General features: G+C 67.3%; 18 protein-coding genes. 9 read left to right on the top strand and 9 right to left on the bottom strand.

What is annotated here, in order from left to right:
- The first annotated feature begins 40 nt into the window (after nucleotides 1–40).
- The 4 genes from QRO95_RS02010 (at nucleotide 41) to QRO95_RS01995 (ending at nucleotide 3,334) form a co-directional block, all read left to right on the top strand.
- Nucleotides 41–238 (top strand): zinc-finger domain-containing protein, encoded by a 198-nt coding sequence (locus tag QRO95_RS02010; protein ID WP_005410967.1) that lies wholly within the window; start codon nucleotides 41–43, stop codon nucleotides 236–238.
- A gap of 15 nt (nucleotides 239–253) precedes the next feature.
- On the top strand, nucleotides 254–1,369 hold the full coding sequence (locus tag QRO95_RS02005) for a glycosyltransferase (RefSeq protein ID WP_279912275.1): 1,116 nt from the start codon (nucleotides 254–256) through the stop codon (nucleotides 1,367–1,369).
- Nucleotides 1,350–2,681, top strand: a complete 1,332-nt coding sequence (locus QRO95_RS02000; protein ID WP_253143935.1) for an O-antigen ligase — start codon at nucleotides 1,350–1,352, stop codon at nucleotides 2,679–2,681. The genes QRO95_RS02005 and QRO95_RS02000 overlap by 20 nt, the downstream gene beginning before the upstream one ends.
- A gap of 203 nt (nucleotides 2,682–2,884) precedes the next feature.
- Nucleotides 2,885–3,334, top strand: coding sequence for an REP-associated tyrosine transposase (locus QRO95_RS01995; protein ID WP_121504416.1), 450 nt, complete (start codon nucleotides 2,885–2,887; stop codon nucleotides 3,332–3,334).
- A gap of 146 nt (nucleotides 3,335–3,480) precedes the next feature.
- Here the strand turns inward: QRO95_RS01995 and QRO95_RS01990 are convergent, their stop codons facing one another.
- Nucleotides 3,481–4,398: an LpxL/LpxP family Kdo(2)-lipid IV(A) lauroyl/palmitoleoyl acyltransferase gene (locus QRO95_RS01990; RefSeq protein ID WP_049398382.1), complete on the bottom strand. Its 918-nt coding sequence runs from the start codon at nucleotides 4,396–4,398 to the stop codon at nucleotides 3,481–3,483.
- 60 nt (nucleotides 4,399–4,458) lie between these two features.
- Here QRO95_RS01990 and waaA point away from each other — a divergent pair, with 60 nt between their 5' ends.
- Both waaA and QRO95_RS01980 read left to right on the top strand, forming a co-directional pair.
- Nucleotides 4,459–5,757, top strand: a complete 1,299-nt coding sequence (gene waaA / locus QRO95_RS01985; protein WP_049398381.1) for a lipid IV(A) 3-deoxy-D-manno-octulosonic acid transferase — start codon at nucleotides 4,459–4,461, stop codon at nucleotides 5,755–5,757.
- Between the two features lie 229 nt (nucleotides 5,758–5,986).
- A complete protein-coding gene (locus QRO95_RS01980) occupies nucleotides 5,987–7,204 on the top strand; it encodes an amino acid transporter (protein WP_253143937.1) in 1,218 nt (405 codons plus the stop codon).
- A 100-nt stretch (nucleotides 7,205–7,304) separates the two neighbouring features.
- On the opposite strand, the gene QRO95_RS01975 is transcribed toward QRO95_RS01980, so the two are convergent.
- The 3 genes from QRO95_RS01975 to QRO95_RS01965 all read right to left on the bottom strand — a co-directional run bounded on the left by QRO95_RS01975 (nucleotide 7,305) and on the right by QRO95_RS01965 (nucleotide 10,144).
- A complete protein-coding gene (locus QRO95_RS01975) occupies nucleotides 7,305–8,663 on the bottom strand; it encodes a TolC family outer membrane protein (RefSeq protein WP_049460783.1) in 1,359 nt (452 codons plus the stop codon).
- A gap of 16 nt (nucleotides 8,664–8,679) precedes the next feature.
- A complete protein-coding gene (locus QRO95_RS01970) occupies nucleotides 8,680–9,327 on the bottom strand; it encodes a protein-L-isoaspartate O-methyltransferase (RefSeq protein ID WP_049398378.1) in 648 nt (215 codons plus the stop codon).
- Nucleotides 9,328–9,463: 136 nt separating this feature from the next.
- Nucleotides 9,464–10,144, bottom strand: coding sequence for a TetR/AcrR family transcriptional regulator (locus tag QRO95_RS01965; protein WP_049398377.1), 681 nt, complete (start codon nucleotides 10,142–10,144; stop codon nucleotides 9,464–9,466).
- A 119-nt stretch (nucleotides 10,145–10,263) separates the two neighbouring features.
- On the opposite strand from QRO95_RS01965, the gene QRO95_RS01960 reads away from it, so the two are divergent.
- Together QRO95_RS01960 and QRO95_RS01955 are read left to right on the top strand one after the other, a co-directional pair.
- Nucleotides 10,264–11,394 (top strand): efflux RND transporter periplasmic adaptor subunit, encoded by a 1,131-nt coding sequence (locus QRO95_RS01960; RefSeq protein WP_125895090.1) that lies wholly within the window; start codon nucleotides 10,264–10,266, stop codon nucleotides 11,392–11,394.
- Nucleotides 11,395–11,398: 4 nt separating this feature from the next.
- Nucleotides 11,399–14,560: an efflux RND transporter permease subunit gene (locus QRO95_RS01955; RefSeq protein ID WP_285301548.1), complete on the top strand. Its 3,162-nt coding sequence runs from the start codon at nucleotides 11,399–11,401 to the stop codon at nucleotides 14,558–14,560.
- Between the two features lie 389 nt (nucleotides 14,561–14,949).
- On the opposite strand, the gene QRO95_RS01950 is transcribed toward QRO95_RS01955, so the two are convergent.
- Nucleotides 14,950–15,855: a LysR family transcriptional regulator gene (locus QRO95_RS01950; RefSeq protein ID WP_285301547.1), complete on the bottom strand. Its 906-nt coding sequence runs from the start codon at nucleotides 15,853–15,855 to the stop codon at nucleotides 14,950–14,952.
- 117 nt (nucleotides 15,856–15,972) lie between these two features.
- Between QRO95_RS01950 and QRO95_RS01945 the strand changes: the two genes are divergently transcribed.
- Nucleotides 15,973–16,746: an SDR family oxidoreductase gene (locus QRO95_RS01945; RefSeq protein ID WP_285301546.1), complete on the top strand. Its 774-nt coding sequence runs from the start codon at nucleotides 15,973–15,975 to the stop codon at nucleotides 16,744–16,746.
- Nucleotides 16,747–16,912: 166 nt separating this feature from the next.
- Here QRO95_RS01945 and leuB read toward each other — a convergent pair whose 3' ends face one another.
- The 4 genes from leuB to QRO95_RS01925 form a co-directional block, all read right to left on the bottom strand.
- Nucleotides 16,913–17,974 carry a 3-isopropylmalate dehydrogenase gene (gene leuB / locus QRO95_RS01940; protein WP_285301545.1) on the bottom strand — a complete coding sequence of 354 codons (1,062 nt, stop codon included), beginning with the start codon at nucleotides 17,972–17,974 and terminating at the stop codon, nucleotides 16,913–16,915.
- On the bottom strand, nucleotides 17,964–18,542 hold the full coding sequence (leuD, locus tag QRO95_RS01935) for a 3-isopropylmalate dehydratase small subunit (RefSeq protein ID WP_006390726.1): 579 nt from the start codon (nucleotides 18,540–18,542) through the stop codon (nucleotides 17,964–17,966). Before leuD ends, leuB begins: the two co-directional genes overlap by 11 nt.
- Nucleotides 18,542–19,960: a 3-isopropylmalate dehydratase large subunit gene (leuC, locus tag QRO95_RS01930; RefSeq protein WP_285301544.1), complete on the bottom strand. Its 1,419-nt coding sequence runs from the start codon at nucleotides 19,958–19,960 to the stop codon at nucleotides 18,542–18,544. The genes leuD and leuC overlap by 1 nt, the downstream gene beginning before the upstream one ends.
- Before the next feature lie 60 nt (nucleotides 19,961–20,020).
- The coding region (locus QRO95_RS01925; RefSeq protein ID WP_285301543.1) for a trans-aconitate 2-methyltransferase at nucleotides 20,021–20,769 on the bottom strand (749 nt) is incomplete at its 5' end.

Below are 20,769 nucleotides of genomic sequence, written 5' to 3'. Positions count from 1 at the left end.
TAGAATCACAGGCCTCGCAACCCGTTCATCGACATCCGCCATGAGCCATACCGCCACTGCGCCCGCCAACGCCGAGAAGCGCTACACCGTGCACCGCAGCGATCTGCCGCTGAGCTGCCCGACCCCGGAAATGGCGCTGTGGAACTCGCATCCGCGCGTGTACCTGCCGATCGAAGACGAGCCCAACGGCGAAGCGCAGTGCCCGTACTGCGGTTCCGTGTTCGTGCTGGCCGACTAAGCGGCCGCCCCTTCGATGCGCCGATTGACCGTGGTGCAGTTGCTGCCGGCGCTGCACTCCGGCGGTGTCGAGCGCTCGACCCTGGAAATTGCTGCGGCCCTGGTCGCTGCCGGCCATCGTGCGCTGGTGGTCTCCGCCGGTGGCCGCCTGGTGCAGCCGCTGCTCGATAGCGGTGCCGAGCACCTCACCCTTGATATCGGCCGCAAATCGCTGCTGACCCTGCGCCACCTGCCGACCCTGCGCCGCCTGTTCGCTGAAGTTGGCGCCGACATCGTGCATGCCCGTTCGCGGCTGCCGGCCTGGCTGGGCCTGTACGCGATCCGCGCGATGCCTGCCGCACAGCGCCCGCATTGGGTGACCACCGTGCACGGGTTGAACTCGCCCAGCCGCTACAGCGCGGTGATGACCAGCGGTGAACGCGTGATCTGCGTGTCCAACACCGTGCGCGACTACGTGCAGCGGCACTACCCGTCGGTTCCCGAAGCGAGGCTGCAGGTGATTCCGCGCGGCGTCGATGTCGCACAGTTTCCCCGCGTGGCCCGCGCCGACCGTCGGCCACGACTGGCGCTGGCAGCCGATTATCCGTGGCTGGCGCAGGTTGAGGGCCCGCTGCTGCTGCTGCCGGGGCGTGGCACCCGGCTGAAGGGGCATGCTCATGCGCTGCAGTTGCTGGCGGATGTACGCGCGGCCGGTGTGCCGGCACAGCTGTGGATGCTGGGCACCGATGAACCCGGCCGTGAAGTCTACGTGGCCGACCTGCGCCGGCAGGCGGCTGCTTTGGGCGTGACCGACGCCGTGCAGATCAGCACGCCGACCGCGCGTATCGCCCAGGCCTATGCGGCCAGCGATCTGGTGCTGCAGCTTTCGGACAAGCCCGAAGCGTTCGGCCGCACCGTGGTCGAAGCGTTGTCGGTCGGTCGCCCGGTACTGGGCTGGGACCATGGCGGCGTCGGCGAACTGCTGCAGCAGCTGCAGCCGGCCGGCGCCGTGCCGCTGGGCGATGCACGGGCGCTGGGTGAACGTGCGCTGGCCCTGCTGGCGCAGCCGCCGTCCTTGCCGACCCGCATCCCGTTTACCCTGCAGGCCATGCAGCGCGACACCCTCCGCCTCTATGCCGACCTCGCCGGCTGACCCCGCAACCCTCGTGCGCGAGGACCGCGCCGGGCGCTGGGCGCCCTGGTGGGTGCTGGCCTACGTGGCGCTGTGGCCGTTGCCGGGCGTCGCCGAAACCGTGCTGGGTCTTGGCGCGCTGTATGCCGCGGTGCGCATGATCATGCGCCGCCTGCAGCGCCGCCCGCACCTGCTGACACCCGCCGCGTGGGCGCTGACCTCGATCCTGTTCCTCGGTTACTGGCTGCCGCAGGCGTTCTCCGCCTTCGATGCGATCGATCCGGCGGCGTCGTGGACCAAGGCGGCCGCCGGCCTGCGCTACCTGCCCTTCATGTGGCTGGTGGCGATCGCCGTGGCCACGCCGGAACGCCGGCGGCTGACCTTCGGTGGCCTCGCATTGATTACCGCTGCGTGGACGCTGGATGCACTGGTGCAGGCGGTTGTGGGTACCAGTCCGTGGTTCTGGTCACTTGAGCAACTGAAGTTTGCAGTAAGCGGTCACGCGTTGTGCCCGGCCAGCGAGGCAGCATGGGTCGATCGCCTCAGTGGCGCGCTGGGGCCGTGCAACCTGAAGTTCGGCCAGGTGCTGGCCAGCCTTTCACCGTTCCTGTTGCTGCCGCTGGCGCGCCGCTTCGGCAATCCAGGGTGGGTCCTGGCTGCGGCGGCGCTGGGCTGCGTGCTGCTGCTGGCCGGCTCGCGCGCGTCGTGGATCACCTTCGCGCTGGTGCTGGCCTACAGCGGCGTGCGCCAGTTCGGCTGGAAGCGGTTGGTGCTGCTGGGGCTGGTCGCTGTCCTCGGAGCGGGTGTGCTGACCGCCAGCGTGCCGCAGCTGCGTGAGCGCTTCGCACGTACGGCGATGGCCTGGGAGGGGAGCGAACGCGGTGTCGACGAGGCGTTGTCGGGGCGCGCGCGGATCTGGGACGCCGCGGCCTGCATGATTGAAGAGCACCCGATCAACGGGGTCGGCGCGCGCGGTTTCCGCGATGCCTATCCGGCCTGCGTGTCTGGCGACGAACCGGCGGTGTGGGGCGATGCCCCGGCGTTGCATGCCCATCAGATCGTGCTGGAGATCCTGGCGGAAACCGGTGTGATCGGCCTTCTGCTGTGGTTGGCTGCGGTGGCCCAGGCCTGGCGGGCCTGGCGATACGCACCGGCCGCCGCCCGTGAGCGTGCGCGCCCGGCGATGCTGGCGCTGGCGGTCACCGTGTTCCCGCTTAACACGCACCTGGCCTTCTATTCCGCGTTCTGGGGTGGCCTGACCGTGCTGTTGGCCGCGTTGTTCGCCGGCAGCCTGTTGGCCCGCGAAACGGATGACACGCCGACGGTGGTGTGATCGTCCATCCACGCATGGCGTGGCTCTACTCCACGTACTGAACAAACGTCCCCATGGTGGATCCACGCCATGGCGTGCATGGGGCGGTCACCGAACGAACGTCGCCGTAGTAGATCCACGCCATGCGTGGATGGGGCTTTACCGACGCAAACACGCGCCAACCTCCACTAGCCGTGCCTCCGTGTGTATCGCACGCTGAGGCCATGGCCAGCCCAAGACTCCGCTACGGTCGTTACTCCTGCACCGGTAACGTCTATTCATTGACTACGGTAACCCTCGATCGTGAACCCTTCTTTGCCGATGCTTCCAACGTAGCGATTCTGGTTGAAGCACTGCGCTTCGTAGAGCGCAAGGGCGTGAGCCACAGCTTCACCTGGGTGGTGATGCCCGACCATCTGCACTGGTTGATGGAATTGCGCGGGGGAACCCTGGCCGAGTGCATGGCCCTGCTCAAATCACGCAGCAGCCGGCTGCTGAATCGGCGATTGGAGCGGCGAGGGTCGCTGTGGCAGCACGGTTACCACGATCACGCCGTACGCAGCGATGAATCCCTTCACGAGAAGGCGATGTACATCCTGGCCAATCCGGTCCGTGCGGGCTTGGCGTGCGTGATGGGGGAGTACCCGTACGCCTGGTGCCGCTGGCCGTTGTGAATCCCGGCACGGAATCGAAGAGCATCCACGCATGGCGTGGATCTACTTCAGAATGCCCCACGTCATTGAATCCACGCCATACGCGGATGAAGCCGCACAAGGCAGTAGATCCACGCCATGCGTGGATGAAGCCATCCCTCCCACCGCTACTTGTAGAAATCGCTCCGGCCGCCGGGCTGGCGCTTGAACCGCCGATGGATCCACAGGTACTGGTCCGGGGCTTCGCGCACCATCTCTTCGATGGCCTGGTTGACCCGCGTGGTATCGGCTTCCACATCCTCGCTGGGGAAATTCTCCAGCGGTGCGCCGATCTTCAGGAAGTACTTCCCGCCCTCGCGGCGGTGGAAGTACGGAATCACCGCGCAGCCGGTCATCCGCGCCAGCTGGTGGGTGGCGGTAATGGTGGATGCGGTATGGCCGAAGAACGGCACGAACACGGTGTCCTTGCCACGCATGTCCTGATCCGGCGCATACCAGAGGAAGCCGCCCTTCTTCAGGTGGCGCACGGTCGCGCGGATGTCCTCGTTGGCGAACATCGCCTTGGCATAACGCAGGCGGCCGAACTTCACCGCCCATTCGTACACCGGGTTCTTGTGCTTGCGGTACATGCCTGAAAGATCGACGTAGTCGCACAGCAGGCGGCCGCACATCTCCAGGGTCATGAAGTGGCCGGACACCAGCAGCACGCCGCGGCCTTCGGCCTGCATCTGCCGCAGATGCTCGAGGCCTTCGATCTTCACCTGCGGGCGGATGCGGTCGATGCTGCCCCACCAGGCGCGGATGCACTCGAGCACGCCCACGCCCAGCGCGTCGAAGCTGTCGCGCACCAGGCGCTGGCGCCAGGCTTCGTCCTTCTCCGGGAAGCACAGCTGCAGGTTGACCTCGGCGGCGCGACGGCGGCTGCCGAGCAGGCGCCAGCTGATCCAGCCGACGCCCCGGCCGAGCGCACGCTGCAGCATCCACGGCAGGCGGGCGATGGCGAAGGCGCCGAGCATGGCGGCGAACATCGGCCAGTTGCGGGGATCGCGCAGCGACGGGCGGACGGCGGTGGTGGCATCTGACATGGCGCCATTCTACCAACCCGGCTGCGTGTCTTTCCCGGGGGGCTCCCGTATCCTTGCCGCATGCGTAAAGACCCTGTCGAATGGATCCTGCGCGGCCTGTACTCGGCCGTGCTCTACATCCTGCTGCCGATCACCGTGTACCACCTGGTCTGGCGCGGTTTCCGGGTCCGTGAATACTTCCGGCGCTGGGACGAGCGTTATGCCTCGTATCCGCAGCCGACCGGCCAGCCGCGGGTCTGGCTGCACGCGGTCTCGGTGGGCGAGGTCAATGCCGCCGCGCCGCTGGTGAATGCCCTGCGCCAGCAGCGTCCGGACATCCGCTGGGTCATCACCACCATCACCCCGACCGGTTCGGAGCGCGTGCGCGCGCTGTGGGGAGACGCGCTGGACCATGTCTATCTGCCGTACGACGTACCGGGCAGTGTCAACCGCTTCCTCGGCCATTTCCAGCCCAGCCTGGCACTGATCCTGGAAACCGAGCTGTGGCCGAACATGCTGTTCGGCTGCCGCGACCGTCGCATCCCGGTCTACATCCTCAACGCCCGCCTGTCCGCGCGTTCGCTGCGCGGTTACCGGGTGCTGGCGGCGCTGATCCGCCGTGCGCTGCGCACGGTCACCTGCGTGGCCGCGCAGTCGCAGGACGACGCCGAGCGCTTCGTGCAGCTGGGTGCTGCGCGTGAACAGGTGCAGGCGCTGGGCAACCTCAAGTTCGATATCGCCACGCCGGATGTGCAGGGCTTCGTCGAGCAGTTCCACGCCTGCGTGCCCGCCGGGCGCCCGGTGTGGATCGCGGCCAGTACCCACGATGGTGAGGAGCAGGCGGTGATCGACCTGCATCGGCGCCTGCGCCAGCAGCACCCCGACCTGTTGTTGCTGTGGGCGCCGCGGCACCCCGAGCGCTTCCCGAAGGTGGAGGCGCTGGCGCGCGAGCAGGGCTGGAACGTGACGACCCGTCGCGCGAAGCAATGGCCGGAGGCCGGCACGGATGTATTCGTCATCGACACCCTGGGTGAGCTGATGCCGTTCTATGCCTGCGCGCAGGTCGCTTTCGTCGGCGGCAGCCTGCAGCCGATTGGTGGCCACAATCTGCTGGAACCGGCGGCGATGGGCACTGCCGCTGTGACCGGTCCGCACCTGCACAACTTCGCCGAGATCTCACGGCGCATGCGTGAGGCCGGTGCCTTGCTGATCGGCGAGGACGTGCAGGCGGTAGGTGACCTGCTGCAGCACCTGCTGGGCGACGCAGCGGCGCGCGAGGACATGGCCCGTGCTGGATGCACGCTGGTCAGCAATGGCCGCGGTGCCCTGCAGCGCACGTTGGCGCTGGTCGCGCCACATCTGCCGCCGCCGCGCAGCTGAGCCGGGCAGCAACACCGCCAGGGCGGACACTACGTGGACCGACTGACGTGATCGACTGCATCAATTCTGCTTAGCAACCGGATTCCTGTCGCAGCAGGACCGGATGCGTGGCTGCGAACGTGTTTGTGGTCACATCGCGATGCGCACGGTACGGATTCTGATACCGCCCTTTGGCGCAGGCTGCCAGCCTGCTGTCGACCGCGCATGGGCGGAATCAAGAGGGCTTGCGATGGACAGCGACAACCGCCGTGGCCGGCACGCGCTGCTGGGAATGGATCACTTCGCGTTGGTGGCGTTGACCCTGTTGCTGGGGGGCAGCGTGATCGCCCTGGTCGGCCAGTACACCGCCGCCCAGGCCGGCCCGGCCATCGTACTGAGTCTGCTGCTGGCCGCACTGGGCACAGCGCCGATGCTGTATTGCCTGCACGTGCTGAACCAGCAGCAGCCGGAAGCCGATGGCCTGTACGGCCCGCTGCGGGCCGCTTGGGGCCCGGCAGTCGCGCGCCTGCTGGGTGCTGTGCTGCTGCTGGAGCTGGTGGTGACCAGCGCCGGCGTGGCGCAGTCCATGGCGGGCCACGCGCGTGCGGTGTTTGCCAGTCGCGGTATTGAAACCGGCAGCGCATTGCCGGATCCGGTGATGGCCGTCACCAGCCTGCTGGTGCTGGGTGCGTTCGTGTTGCTGCCTCCGCGTCGCATCGCGCTGATGGTCTGCGTGCTGTTGACGGCAAAGATCGGTGTAGGGCTGTTGCTGCTGGCGCTGGCGGTCCGCCATGTGCACTACGCGAACTGGATTCCGTGGCTGCCGGACGCCACCGCGCCCTATCGGTTCGGACCTGGCGGTGTGCTGGCGGCAAGCGTGCCCTTGCTGGCGGTGTTTGCCAGTGTGGGTCTGGCATTGGGGTTTCCTGGGCGTGGCCCGCAGGTGCGTGCGCAGTCACCAGGGCTGCTGGCGGCCGCGCTGCTGCTGGCAATGCTGCTGCTGATCGTGCTGGCGGCGTTGCAGGCCGGCCTGGTCGAGTTCCCGGCATTGGCCAGTACGCGGCCGTTGTCGGTGGCATTGCAGGGCCATCCGCAGTTGCAGTGGCTGCTGCCGTTGCTGCCGCTGGCGGGCATGGCCGGGTTGGCAGCACTGCTGCTGGTGCTGTTGTCGTTGGCCACACATCTGGCAGCGCAGCTCTGGCCTGTGGCCGCGGATGAAGCGCCCGGGTTCCGGACGCGGCTGATACCGGTCACCGTGGTGCTGGCGGCGCTGCTGGCGTTGGGAACACCCGTCGATGCATTGCCGGTGCTGCCGGGCCCGGCCACCCTGCTGGTGATGGCGGCTTTGTGCCTGGCAGCACTGCGTGTGCGCGCGCCTATGCCGGGGGCTGCGATGGTGCTTGCGCCCCTGGCCGCGGCGCTGTGCGTGCTGGCCGCAGTGGAGCGGGCAGGCGCGTGGCCGGGCTGACGGCCGGCGGATCTGCGCCATGCCTGGGTGGGGCCGTACGCGCTGCCCACAAAAAAGCCACCCTCCCGGGTGGCTTCTTCGTTGCCGGCAGGGCGACGACTCAGTGCGTGGTCGTCGACGGGTTGCCCGCGTCCTGGGTCAGCAGGCGGTTCACGTCCTGCAGCTCGGCCACGTCCAGCGCACCCAGCGACTGGCTCAGCAGCAAGCGGTTCTGCAGGAAGGTGTAGCGGGCCTGTGCATAATCCAGCTGCGCCGAGAACAGGATGCGCTGGTTCTGGATCACGTCCAGCACGGTACGGGTACCGACTTCCAGGCCGACCTGCGACGCGTCATACGCGCTCTGCGCCGAGACCACCGCCAGGCGGCGGGCTTCCACTTCGCTGATGCCCTGCACCAGAGTCTGGTAGGCATTGCGGGTGTTGCGGTCCAGGGCACGCTTCTGCTGCTCGTAGCCATCCTGGGCGATGTCACGCTGGGCCAGTGCCTGGCGCACGCCGGACTGGGTGGCGCCACCGGCGAAGATCGGCACGCTCAGGGTCAGCCCGATGCTGTTGGTGCGTGCATCCGGCGACAACGAGCCGGCACCGGTGCTGTCACCCCAGGTTGCGCTCTTGCCCCAGCTGCCGCCCAGCGACAGGGTCGGGTAATGGCCGCCACGAGCGGCCTGCACGCCAGCCTCGGCGGCGCTGACCTTCAGTTCCTGGGCCTTCAGCGCCGGATTCTGGTTGGTGGCCTGGTGCACCAGCTCATCGATGTTGCCACGGTTGGCCGGCACTTCCGGGCGGAAGTCCGCCGGCAGGCCGCGCAGGTTGACCACCGGCTGGCCGGTCAGTTCGGTCAGGGCCTGGTAGTTATCGGCCAGGGTGTTCTGCGCAACGATGGTGTTGGCACGCGCCTGGTCGTACTGGGCGCGTGCTTCGTGCACGTCGGTGATCGGCGCCAGGCCCACTTCCAGGCGCTTGTCGGCGAAGTCGAACTGCTTCTTCGCGGCCGCTTCATTGGTCTGTGCGGCGTTCAGCGATTCGATCGCCACCAGCACGTTGAAGTAGGCCGCCGAGGTGCGCACGATCAGGCTGTCGTTGGCCGAATCGAGGGTGAAGTCCGCCGCCTTGCTCAGCTCGCGCTGCGAACGCAGGTTGTTGATCTGGGTCCAGTTGAACAGCGTCTGGCTCCCTTCGATCGTGTAGTTGCGGCGCTTGCTGGTCACGGTGCCGGAGTTGGCGTCATGGTCCGCCTCGCTGCGCGAGCGGTTCAGCGTGGCCTGGCCGTTGATCTGCGGCAGCAGGGCAGCGCGGGCCTGCACGGCGCCTTCCTTGTCGTACAGCCGGGTGGATTCGGCGGCGGACAGCTGCGGATCGCCATTGCGCGCCATTTCGTAGACCTGCAGCAGGTCGGCGGCATGGGCGGACAACGGCAGCAGGGCAGTGGCCAGCGCAACAGCGAGGGATCGGCGGATCATTGCGGCTTCCTTGGACTCAGAGGTGGAACTGGGGGGCCGGGGCGGCACCACGCAGGTAATCAATATCGGTCTCGAACAGGGACTCGGTGCTGCCGTCGGCCTTGACCAGCAGGGCCTCCATCGCCGGCGAACGGCCATGGATCACGAACAGGCGACCACCCGGACGCAGCCACGAGGCGAACTGTGACGGCACCACGTCGACCGCACCAGTGACACAGATCACGTCAAAGCGGCGTTCGGTCTGCCAGGACAGGGCGTCGGCCACTTCCACGCGGACGTTGGTGCCCAGGCCGGAAGCGTCCAGGCGGGCACGCGCGGCGGCGGCCAGTTCCGGGTCGATCTCCAGGCTCAGCACGTCGCGCGCCAGCGCGCCGATGCAGGCTGCCAGGAAGCCGCTGCCGGTGCCGATTTCCAGCACTTCGTCACCCGGCTGCAGATCCAGTGCCTGCAGGGTACGGCCCTCGATGACCGGCTTCATCATCTTCTGGCCATGGCCGATCGGGAGTTCAACATCGGCATAGGCCAGTGCCCGGTGTGCATCGGCGACAAAGGCCTCGCGCGGCAGGCGGGCCAGGACGTCGAGCACCTTGATGTCCAGCACGTCCCAGGGACGGATCTGCTGTTCCACCATCAGTTCGCGGGCGTGGGCGTAATCAATCGTCATGAGGTTCAAATCCAGCGCAGTGGGCCGGCCATTTTACCGGTGCCGGAGGCCGGCGGCGCGCCCAGAGCATCAGCTGCCGGGTGGCCGGGGTCGCAGTGCCGGAAGTCATCGCGACCTCCGGTTCGTTCAGTTTTGGTTATCCGGCCGTCCCGGCCCCTCTTGGCGCGTAGGCGCGCAGGAAGAAGTCGATGCTGGCGGTCACATGGGCAAGAGGGTCGCACTCCACCGGTGACAGTGGCATGCCGCACATCATATGCATGTGCACTTCGCCCTTGACCAGGGTAAGGAACTGCTGGCCAGCCAGGTAATAGTCGGGGATGTCCAGTTCGCCGCGTTCGCCGCGCGCGCGCAGGAAATCGGCCAGGGCCTCGCAGGTACGTTCCGGGCCGGCCTGCCAGAACAGCTCGCGCAGGCGTTCGTCGGTCTCCGGCGCCATCATCATGCGCTGGATCGAGATCGCTGCGTCGGAGGTGATCAGCTCGAAGAAGGCCAGGCCGATGCCGATCAGCTGGTCGCGCAGGGGGCCGTCCGCGTCGGCCACGAACAGCGCATCAGGCAGCATTTCAATGCATTTTGACTGCACGGCCTCGGAGAACAGGGTCTCCTTGTCGCCGAAGTGGCTGTACACAGTCAGCTTCGAGACGCCGGCCTGAGCGGCGATGGTGTCCATGCTCACGCCGGTATAGCCCTGTTCGATGAACAGTGCCTTGGCTGCTTCAAGGATCGCCGCGCGCTTGCCGAGGTCCTTGGGACGCCCGGGTCCGGCGGCCTTGGCAGCGGGCTTGGCCGACGGCTTGCGGGAAGTGGGAGAACTCATCGCGACAATACTAGACCAAGCGGTTCGATATTTATACTATACCGGCCGGTTTATTAAATTGGGCCGGCAGTCGCGGCTCCCCCCTTAGTTGCAACCCTGCGTTTTCAGGACGTTGACCGATGAAGATCGTGCGCTGGATGGGCGGTATGGTGTGGGTGGCTGCGCTGGCAGCCTGTTCGGGACAGGAACAGGCGCCACAGGCGGCCGTACCGGTGCTGGTGGTTCACCCCGGCGAACAGGCCGGGCAGGCCCCGGCGGCGTTCCCGGGCACGGTGCGTGCCCGGCAGGAAAGCCCGCTGTCGTTCCGCGTCGGTGGCAACCTGGTCAAGCGCCATGTCGATGCCGGGCAGCGGGTCAAGAAGGGCGATGTGCTGGCCGAGCTGGACGTGGCCGACTTCGCGCTGCAGGCCCGCGCCTCGCAGGCGCAGCTGGCTGCGGCCGAAGCCGATCTGGTACGTGCCCGCGATGACCTCAAGCGCTACCAGGTGCTGGCCGACCAGCAACTGGTCAGCCGCTCGCAGCTGGACCAGCAGTCCGCCGCCTTCAAGGCCGCGCAGGGCCAGGCCAACGCCGCCCGCGCCAACCTTGATGTGCTGCGCAACCAGGCCGATTACGCCCAGCTGCGCGCACCGGCCGACGGCGTGATCGCCAGCCGCGAGGCCGAGGCCGGGCAGGTGGTGTCGGCCGGCCAGACCATCTTCAACCTGGCCGCCGATGGCGGGCGCGAAGTGCTGATCGACCTGCCCGAGGCCACCATCCGCGACTATGCGGTGGGCCAGCCGGTCGAGGTGGAGCTGTGGAACCGTCCTGGCCAGCGCCTGCCGGGCACGATCCGCGAGATCGCCGCCGCCGCCGATCCGCAGGCACGTACCTACGCGACCCGGGTCAGCCTGGCCGCCGATGCGCTGGCCGATGTCGAACTGGGCCAGAGCGCACGCGTCTACAGCAGCGCCGGCCGCCACGGCACCCTGCAGCTGCCGTTGGGCGCGCTGCAGCGTGGCGCCAATGGGGCCGCCAGCGTCTGGGTGGTCGATCCGGCCAACAGCACGCTGAAGTCCGCAGCGATCACCACCGGGGCTTACGGCAGCGAAACGGTGCCGGTGCTGTCCGGTGTGGGCGCGGGCGACTGGGTGGTCGCCGCGGGTGGCCATCTGCTGCGTGCCGGCCAGCCGGTGATTGCCGTGGATCGGCAGAACCGCCCGGTGCTGAAGCCGGCCGCGCCGGCCACTGCCGCCAAGGCCAAGGAGTAAGCCGGTGCGCCGCTTCAATCTTTCCGAGTGGGCGCTGGCCAATCGTCCACTGGTGCTGTTCGCGATGCTCGCCTTCGCCTTGATCGGCGCGTGGTCGTACAAGCATCTGGGCCAGTCCGAGGATCCACCGTTCACCTTCAAGGCGATGGTGGTGCGTACGCTGTGGCCGGGTGCTACCGCCGAGCAGGTCTCGCGGCAGGTGACCGAGCCGATCGAGAAGGCGCTGATGAACACCGGCGAGTACGAGTTCATCCGCTCGTATTCGCGCCCGGGTGAATCGCAGGTCATCTTCATGGCGCGCGACAGCCTGCGCTCCAAGCAGATTCCGGATCTGTGGTACCAGGTGCGCAAGCGCGTGGGCGACATCCGGCCGACGCTGCCGCGCGAGATCGTCGGCCCGTTCTTCAACGATGAGTTCGGCGACACCTACGGCAACATCTATGCGCTGACCGGCAAGGGCTTCGACTACGCGGTGATGCGTGATTACGCCGACCGCATCCAGCTGGAGCTGCAGCGCGTGCCCGACGTCGGCAAGATCGACCTGGTCGGCCTGCAGGACGAGAAGGTGTGGATCGAGCTGTCCAACACCCGCCTGGCCACGCTGGGCGTGTCGATGCAGCAGGTGCAGCAGGCACTGGCCGACCAGAACGCGGTCACCGGTACCAGCTTCTTCGAGACCGCCACCGATCGCGTGCAGCTGCGCGTGACCGGCCAGTTCAATGACATCGACGCCATCCGCCAGTTCCCGATCCGCGCTGGCGACCGCACCGTGCACCTGGGCGACATCGCCGAGGTCAAGCGCGGCTTCGCCGACCCGGCGTCGCCGAAGATGCGCTTCATGGGCGAGGAGGCGATCGGCCTGGCCGTGGCAATGAAGGACGGCGGTGACATTCTCAAGCTTGGCGCCAACCTTGATGCCGAGTTCGAACGCCTGCAGAAGACCCTGCCGGCCGGCATGCAGCTGCGCAAGGTGTCCGACCAGCCGCAATCGGTGGAGGAGTCGGTCGGCGAGTTCGTGCAGGTGCTGACCGAAGCGGTGGTGATCGTGCTGCTGGTCAGCTTCTTCTCGCTGGGCCTGCGCACCGGCCTGGTGGTGGGCGTGACCATTCCGCTGGTGCTGGCGATGACCTTCTTCGTCATGCACTACTTCGACATCGGCCTGCACAAGATCTCGCTGGGCGCGCTGGTGCTGGCGCTGGGCCTGCTGGTGGACGATGCGATCATCGCGGTGGAGATGATGGCCACCAAGATGGAACAGGGCTACGACCGCCTGCGTGCGGCCAGTTTCGCCTGGGAATCGACCGCGTTCCCGATGCTGACCGGCACCCTGATCACGGCGGCCGGCTTCCTGCCGATCGCCACGGCCGCATCGAGCACGGGTGAGTACACCCGCTCGCTGTTCCAGGTGGTGACCATCGCACTGGTGGTGTCGTGGATTGCCGCAGTGCTGTTCATCCCGTACCTGGGCGACAAGATGCTGCCGGACCTGTTCAATCCGCAGCCGCCGAAGCCGGGCAGCCTGTCCGCGCGCTGGCTGGCCAAGCGCCAGCAGTGGGCCGACCGCTATCCGGCGCTGGCCAACCTGATCGCACCGCCACAGCACGGGCACGACCATGATCCGTACCAGCGCCCGTTCTACCGCAGCTTCCGCCGCTTCCTGGATGCCTGCCTGCGTCATCGCTGGTGGGTGATCGCCGCGACCATCGGCCTGTTCGTGTTCTCGCTGATGATGTTCCGCTTCGTGCCGCAGCAGTTCTTCCCGGATTCGACCCGGCCGGAACTGATGGTGGACATCGAGCTGGCCGAGGGCGCGTCGCTGCGCTCGACCCAGGCCCAGGCCGAGAAGCTGGAGAAGCTGCTGTCCAACCGCGAGGGCATCGCCAACTATGTGTCCTACGTGGGCACCGGTTCGCCGCGCTTCTACCTGCCGCTGGACCAGCAGCTGCCGGCCACCAACTTCGCCCAGTTCGTGGTGCTGGCCAAGGACATCAAGTCGCGCGAGAGCACCCGTGACTGGCTGCTGCATGAGGTGATCCCGAAGTTCCCGGACGTGCAGATGCGTGTGACCCGCCTGGAGAATGGTCCGCCGGTCGGTTACCCGGTGCAGATGCGCATCTCCGGCGAGCACATCGAGAAGGTGCAGGCGATCGCACGCCAGGTCGAGGCCAAGGTGCGTGAGAACCCGCACGTGATGAACGTCAACCTGGACTGGAGCGAGCCGAGCAAGGTGGTGCGGTTGGTGATCGACCAGGAGCGTGCGCGCGCGCTGGGTGTGAGCAGTGCCCAGGTCAGCCAGTTCCTGTCCAGCTCGCTGGCCGGGCAGTCGGTGAGCGTTTATCGCGAAGGCAACCGCCAGATCGAGATGCTGCTGCGCGGGCCGGCCGATGAACGCAACCAGCTGGAGCTGCTGTCCAGCCTGTCGATGCCGACCGCCAACGGCGGCAGCATCACGCTGTCGCAGGTGGCGACGATGGAGTACGGCTTCGAGGATGGCATCATCTGGCACCGTAACCGTCTGCCGACGGTGACCGTGCGCGCCGACATCAGTGATGGCATGCAGCCACTCGACGTGGTGCATCAGATCCTGCCGACGCTGGATGGCATCCGTGCCGAGCTGCCGAATGGCTACCTGCTGGAAACCGGCGGTACCGTGGAGGATTCGGCACGTGGCCAGAACTCGATCAAGGCCGGCATGCCGCTGTTCCTGGTGGTGGTGGCCACGCTGCTGATGCTGCAGCTGCGCAGTTTCTCGCGTGCGGCGATGGTGCTGGTGACCGCGCCGCTGGGCATCATCGGTGCGACCCTGTTCCTGCTGCTGTTCCGCGCGCCATTCGGCTTCGTGGCGCTGCTGGGCACGATCGCGCTGGCGGGCATGATCATGCGCAATTCGGTGATCCTGATCGACCAGATCCAGCAGGACATCGATGCCGGGCATGACCGCTGGCATTCGATCATCGATGCGACTGTGCGCCGTTTCCGCCCGATCGTGCTGACCGCGCTGGCGGCCGTGCTGGCGATGATTCCGCTGTCACGCAGTGCGTTCTATGGCTCGATGGCGATTTCGATCATGGGTGGCCTGATCGTGGGCACGGTGCTGACCCTGGTGTTCCTGCCGGCGCTGTACGCGGCGTGGTTCCGGGTCAAGCCGGACGAATCCGGGGCGTAACGCCCCGGGTTCTGCGGCCACTGCCCTGGTAGGTGCCAACCTTGGTTGGCACTGATGCACGCATCCACGCATGGCGCGGATTTACCGCAGCTGGTCTTGGCCCTGGTAGGTGCCAACCTTGGTTGGCACTGATGCGTGCATCCACGCATGGCGTGGATCTACCGCAGCGGGTCTTGGCCCTGGTAGGTGCCAACCTTGGTTGGCACTGATGCACGCATCCAAGCATTGCGTGGATTAACCGCAGCGGGTCTTGGCCCTGGTAGGTGCCAACCTTGGTTGGCACTGTTGCACGCATCCACGCATGGCGCGGATTTACCGCAGCGGGTCTTCACCCTGGTAGGTGCCAACCTTGGTTGGCACTGTTGCACGCATCCACGCATGGCGTGGATTTACTGCAGCTGCAGGCCGCTCCGCAGCACCGGCAACAGCCATTCGATGAACACCTGCACGCGTTGCGCGCGGTGCTGCCGATGCGGTTGCAACAGGGTCACCGGCAGCGGTTGCGCCACGTGCTGTGGCATCACTTCCACCAGCGCACCGGATTGCAGTTCGGCCTGCACGTCGTAGCGCGGAATCTGCAGTAACCCCAGCCCCGCCACGCAGCACGCGATCGAGGCCTCGGCGCTGTTTACCCGTACCCAGCCAGGCATCGGCAGCGTGCGCAGCTGGCCACCGTCCTGCCATTCCCACGGTTCCACCCGCGCCGTGGTCGGCGATGCGTAGTTCACCGCGCGGTGCTGCTGCAGGTCGGCAGGATGCTGCGGTACGCCGTGTTCGCGCAGGTAGGCCGGCGCGGCGACGTTGACGAAGTCGAGCTGTCCCAGCATGCGGGCCACCAGGCTGGAGTCACCCAGCTGGCCGACCCGCAGCACCGCATCACAGCCGTCTTCGATCAGGTTCACCGCGCGGTCGGTCATGCCCAGGTCCACTTCAACCTGCGGATGGCGCGCGAAGAAGTCGGGCAGCGCCGGGGCAATGATGCGGCGGCCGATCCGGCTGGGCACATCGATCTTCAGCAGGCCCACCGGCTGCGCATCGTCTTGCAGGAACAGCGATTCGGCGTCTTCAACTTCGGCGATCAGGCGCAGGCAGCGGGCATGGAACACGTCGCCGTCGTGGGTGGTGGAGACCCGCCGGGTCGAGCGCTGCAGCAGGCGGGTACCGAGCCGCTGCTCCAGCTCGGCCACCGCCGCGGAAACGGTGGAGCGGGGCAGGCCGAGCTGGTCGGCGGCGCGGGTGAAGCTGGCGCATTCCACCACCCGGGTGAAGATGCGGAAGCGATCGATCCGGTCCATTGTTCGCCTACTCTGGAAAGTTAAGTCAATGTGGCGGGCTTTATCCGCATTTTCTGCACGATATCGTCGTCAGGGCAGGGTTGCCACCCCGGGCAGCCCCCTCCTGAGACAAACGCCATGACCGACCATTCCCTCAAGGGCAAGACCGTGCTGATCGCCGGTGGCGCCAAGAACCTGGGCGGACTGATCGCCCGCGACTTCGCCAGCCAGGGCGCCAAAGCCATCGTCATCCACTACAACAGTGCCGCCACCCAGGCTGATGCGGAAGCAACGGTCGCCGCCGTGCAGGCCGCTGGCAGCAAGGCGGTGGCGCTGCAGGGCGACCTGACGTCGGCCGCAGCGATGGAGCGCTTGTTCGCCGATGCCGTGGCTGCAGTCGGCCGGCCGGACATCGCCATCAATACCGTCGGCAAAGTGCTGAAGAAGCCGATGCTGGAGATCAGCGAAGCGGAGTATGACGAGATGAGCGCGGTCAACGCCAAGGCTGCCTTCTTCTTCCTGAAGGAGGCCGGCCGCCACGTCAACGACGGTGGCCGCATCTGCACCCTGGTCACCTCACTGCTGGGTGCGTTCACACCGTTCTATTCCAGCTATGCCGGCACCAAGGCGCCGGTGGAGCATTTCACCCGTGCGGCGTCGAAGGAGTTCGGTGAGCGCGGCATCTCGGTTACCGCGATCGGCCCTGGTCCGATGGACACGCCGTTCTTCTATCCCGCCGAGAGTGCCGATGCGCAGGCGTATCACAAGACCGCGGCCGCACTGTCGGCATTCACCCGCACTGGCCTGACCGACATCGCCGACATCGTGCCGTGGATCCGCTTCCTGGTCACCGATGGCTGGTGGATGACCGGGCAGACGATTCTGGTCAATGGTGGGTACACCACCAAGTAACGCAGCCACGCAGGGCGTGGCTCTACTGCGGTGGTAGGTGCCAACCTTGGTTGGCACGGCTGGCGCATCCACGCATGGCGTGGATCTACAGTAGAGCCCCCCCATGGGGGGGGCTGCGCACAATGTCCAAAGGGAGGGGCGCCACGCATGGCGTGGCGCTATCGGATCAGTTGAGTTTGGCCAGCACCGCGTCGGTGGCGGCAGCGGTGCTGACGGCCTGGCCCTTCGCCGCCAGATCGGCGGTGAACACACCATCATCCAGCACGGCGTGCACCGCCGCTTCAACCGCGGCGGCTTCCGCTTCCAGCCCCAGCGAATGGCGCAGCAGCATCGCGGCGCTGAAGATCGTCGCGTATGGGTTGGCGATGCCCTTGCCGGCGATGTCCGGCGCCGAACCATGGATCGGCTCGTAGATGCCGACTGCGCCCGGCTCACCCAGCGAGGCCGACGGCAGCAGGCCCAGCGAGCCGGCCAGCATCGAGGCTTCGTCGGTGAGGATGTCGCCGAACATGTTCTCGGTCACGATCACGTCGTACTCGCGCGGCTTGGCCAGCAGGTGCATCGCCATCGAATCGACCAGCTGGTGCTCCAGCGCAACGTCCGGGAACTCCTTGCGGCCGATGCGCGCGGCCACGTCACGCCACAGGCGCGAGGTTTCCAGCACATTGGCCTTGTCCACCGAGGTGACCTTGCCGCGACGCTGCTGCGCCAGGCGGAAAGCGCTACGCAGCACGCGCTCGATCTCGGCCACGGTGTAGCGGCACAGATCGCTGGCGCTGTCGGCGTCGCGGGTCTTGTCGCCGAAGTAAATGCCACCGGTCAGCTCGCGCACCACCACGAAGTCCACCCCCTGCAGCAGCTCGGCCTTGATCGGCGAGGCGTGCAGGGCGGCTTCATGGGTACGCACCGGGCGCAGGTTGGCATACAGGCCCAGCGCCTTGCGGATCGCCAGCAGGCCCTGCTCCGGGCGCACCTTGGCATTCGGGTCGGACCACTTCGGGCCGCCGACTGCACCCAGCAGTACGGCGTTGGCGGCCTGGCAGGCGGTCAACGTAGAGGCGGGCAGTGGCTCGCCATGGCGATCGATGGCGACGCCACCGATGTCGTGCTCGCTGAAGGTGAAGGTGTGGTTGAAGCGTTCGGCGACGGCCTTCAGGACGACGACTGCCGCGGCGGCCACTTCCGGGCCAATGCCATCACCGGGCAGGACAACAATTTCAGCGTGCATGCTCACTCTCGTAGCGTTCGATTTCAGGGACACGGCCCAACAGATACCCCAACTGGTCGACACCTTCCAGTAGGCAGGTCTGCGAGAAGCCATCCAGCGGGAAGGAATAGACGCGACCATCTGGCGTGCGCAGTTCGCGCGCGGCCACGTCGATGGTCAGCTCGTCGTCCGGGCGCTGCATCAGCGCCTGCACATCGGCCTCGTCCAGCACGATCGGCAGCAGGCCGTTCTTCAGCGAGTTGCCGCGGAAGATGTCGGCGATCTCGCTGCTGACGATGGCACGCAGGCCGAGGTCGGTCAGCGCCCATGGTGCATGCTCGCGCGAGGAACCGCAGCCGAAGTTGCGGCCCGCCAGCAGGATGCTGCGGCCGGCGTTGTGTGGCTGGTTGAAGGCGAAGTCGGCCACCGGGGAACCGTCGGCCTGCCAGCGCCAGTCATTGAACGCGTTGCGGCCTAGGCCGGCACGTTCGGTGGTGGACAGGAACCGCGCCGGAATGATCTGGTCGGTGTCGATGTTGGTCTGCGCCAGCACCACGCTGGACGAGGTCAGGGTACGGAAACCGGCCATCACGCAACCTCCTGCGCGAACAGTTCGCGGGTATCGGCGACGTGCCCGTTCACCGCGGCCCACGCCGCGCTCATCGGCGAGGCCAGCAGCGTGCGTGAACCGGGCCCCTGGCGGCCTTCGAAGTTGCGGTTGCTGGTGCTCACGGCCAGCTGGCCGGGCGCGACCAGATCGCCGTTCATGGCGATGCACATCGAACAGCCCGGCTCACGCCATTCGGCACCGGCCGCGCGCACGATCTCATGGATGCCTTCGGCCTCGGCCTCGCGCTTGACGATCTCCGAGCCCGGCACCACCAGCATGCGCACCCGCTCGGCAACCCGGCGGCCGCGCAGCACCTGCGCCACCTCGCGCATGTCGCTCAGGCGGCCGTTGGTGCATGAGCCGACGAACACCACGTCCACCGGTGTTCCGGCCAGCGCCTTGCCGGCCTGGAAATGCATGTAGTCCAGGCCTTTCTGTGCGGCAGCATCGTTGGCCGCCGGAATCGGCGCATCCACTGCGATGGCGGTGCCCGGATGGGTGCCCCAGGTCAGGGTCGGGCGGATGTCGGCAGCGTCGATGTGCACTTCACTGTCGAAACGCGCGCCCTCATCGCTGCGCAGCTGCTGCCAGCGCGCCACGGCAGCGTCGAAGTCGGCGCCCTTGGGTCCGCGCGGGGTCGCGGCGACGAAGTCGAAGGTGACCTGGTCCGGGGCCACCATACCGGCGCGTGCGCCGGCCTCGATCGACATGTTGCACAGGGTCATGCGCTGTTCCATGTCCATCGCTTCGATGGTGCTGCCACGGAATTCGATCACGTGGCCGGTGCCGCCGTTGACGCCGATCACGCCGATGATGTGCAGGACCACATCCTTGGCGCCAACGCCGGGTGCCAGCGGCCCATCAACGGTGATCGCCAGCGTCTTCGCCTTGCGCTGCAGCAGGCACTGCGTGGCCAGCACGTGGCCGACTTCACTGGTGCCGATGCCGAACGCCAGCGAACCGAACGCACCATGGGTGGAGGTGTGGCTGTCGCCACAGACGACGGTCATGCCGGGTTGGGTAAAGCCCTGTTCCGGCGCGATCACGTGGACGATGCCGCGGTTGTCCGAGGCCATGTCGAACAGTTCGATGCCGTGCTCGGCGCAGTTGCGCGCCAGCGTGGCGACCTGCGCCTCGGAAGCGGCGCTGGCGTAGGGCAGCGCGCCGTCGGCGGCGGCCGGCAGGGTCGGCGTGGAGTGGTCCATCGTCGCTTTGGTGCGGTCCGGCCTGCGCGGTGACAGGCCGCGCTCGCGCAGTTCGGTGAACGCCTGCGGCGAGGTCACCTCGTGGATCAGGTGCAGGTCGATGTACAGCACGGCGGGCGCGCTGTCGGATTCGGGAACCACCACGTGGGCGTCCCACAGTTTGTCGTACAGGGTGCGGGGTGCGGAAGTCATGCGTGTGCCTGGCAGAAGTACGAAGGTGCGGACATCAGGAAAGATAGCGAAAAGGTCAAGTCAGCGGCGACGGGCAAGCACCCGCAGCCGCACGTAGTCGGCCAGCGGCTGGCCGCTGGCGTTGCGCGGCAGCTCGGCCAGCAGTGCGGTGGCTGCCTCGCGCACGGTGGCGCGTGCCTCGGCCGGCAGATCGTCCAGCAGCGGTGCGGCGAACACACGCAGCCAGCCGGCCACGCCGGTCGGCAGTGCAGTCGGGCGCGGCGTGCACTCGATCAGCTGCACCTGGAAGCCATGCTGGCGCAGGCGGTCGGCGTAGGCATCGGCAGTGGGGAAGTACCACTGGAATGCGCTGGCGCCGTGGCCATGGGCCGCGCGTGCAGCCTGCACCGCCGCGATGATCGTGGCCACGTTGCCATGGCCGCCGAACTCGGCAACGAAGCGGCCGCCCGGGCGCAGGGCGCGGCGCACACCTTCCATCACCCGGTCGGGTTTGCTCATCCAATGCAGCGCCGCATTGCTGAATACCGCATCGAACTCACTGTCGAACGACAGCGCGTGGCCATCCATCACCTGCGCATCGACGCCGCGCGCACGCGCAGCGATCACCAGCTCCGGCGAGGCATCCACGCCGTGGATGTGCGCGCCGCTGAGCGCCAGCTCAGTGCTGAGCACGCCATCGCCACAGCCCAGGTCGAGGATGCGTTCACCGGCGCGCGGGTCGAGCAGGCGCGATACCGCGCCGCCGAGCAGCGGCACGAAGCCGGCGTCGATCGCATAATCCTGGGCGTTCCACTGCTGGCCAGCGGCGC

It is taken from the genome of Stenotrophomonas maltophilia group sp. Smal13, assembly GCF_030236855.1.
In the GTDB taxonomy this organism is placed as follows: domain Bacteria; phylum Pseudomonadota; class Gammaproteobacteria; order Xanthomonadales; family Xanthomonadaceae; genus Stenotrophomonas; species Stenotrophomonas maltophilia_A.
Note: the sequence above shows the minus strand (reverse complement) of the source record. Positions and strands in the feature narration are given on the sequence as shown.

What these genes read in the sequence shown, in the direction of transcription:
- leuC (WP_285301544.1), bottom strand. Translation starts at nt 19,960, where the DNA reads ATGACTTCCGCACCCCGCACCCTGTACGACAAACTGTGGGACGCCCAC.
- leuD (WP_006390726.1), bottom strand. Translation starts at nt 18,542, where the DNA reads ATGGCCGGTTTCCGTACCCTGACCTCGTCCAGCGTGGTGCTGGCGCAG.
- QRO95_RS01980 (WP_253143937.1), top strand. Translation starts at nt 5,987, where the DNA reads ATGGACAGCGACAACCGCCGTGGCCGGCACGCGCTGCTGGGAATGGAT.
- QRO95_RS01970 (WP_049398378.1), bottom strand. Translation starts at nt 9,327, where the DNA reads ATGACGATTGATTACGCCCACGCCCGCGAACTGATGGTGGAACAGCAG.
- leuB (WP_285301545.1), bottom strand. Translation starts at nt 17,974, where the DNA reads ATGCACGCTGAAATTGTTGTCCTGCCCGGTGATGGCATTGGCCCGGAA.
- QRO95_RS02010 (WP_005410967.1), top strand. Translation starts at nt 41, where the DNA reads ATGAGCCATACCGCCACTGCGCCCGCCAACGCCGAGAAGCGCTACACC.
- QRO95_RS01990 (WP_049398382.1), bottom strand. Translation starts at nt 4,398, where the DNA reads ATGTCAGATGCCACCACCGCCGTCCGCCCGTCGCTGCGCGATCCCCGC.
- waaA (WP_049398381.1), top strand. Translation starts at nt 4,459, where the DNA reads ATGCGTAAAGACCCTGTCGAATGGATCCTGCGCGGCCTGTACTCGGCC.
- QRO95_RS01950 (WP_285301547.1), bottom strand. Translation starts at nt 15,855, where the DNA reads ATGGACCGGATCGATCGCTTCCGCATCTTCACCCGGGTGGTGGAATGC.
- QRO95_RS01960 (WP_125895090.1), top strand. Translation starts at nt 10,264, where the DNA reads ATGAAGATCGTGCGCTGGATGGGCGGTATGGTGTGGGTGGCTGCGCTG.
- QRO95_RS01965 (WP_049398377.1), bottom strand. Translation starts at nt 10,144, where the DNA reads ATGAGTTCTCCCACTTCCCGCAAGCCGTCGGCCAAGCCCGCTGCCAAG.
- QRO95_RS01975 (WP_049460783.1), bottom strand. Translation starts at nt 8,663, where the DNA reads ATGATCCGCCGATCCCTCGCTGTTGCGCTGGCCACTGCCCTGCTGCCG.
- QRO95_RS02000 (WP_253143935.1), top strand. Translation starts at nt 1,350, where the DNA reads ATGCCGACCTCGCCGGCTGACCCCGCAACCCTCGTGCGCGAGGACCGC.
- QRO95_RS01945 (WP_285301546.1), top strand. Translation starts at nt 15,973, where the DNA reads ATGACCGACCATTCCCTCAAGGGCAAGACCGTGCTGATCGCCGGTGGC.
- QRO95_RS01995 (WP_121504416.1), top strand. Translation starts at nt 2,885, where the DNA reads ATGGCCAGCCCAAGACTCCGCTACGGTCGTTACTCCTGCACCGGTAAC.
- QRO95_RS02005 (WP_279912275.1), top strand. Translation starts at nt 254, where the DNA reads ATGCGCCGATTGACCGTGGTGCAGTTGCTGCCGGCGCTGCACTCCGGC.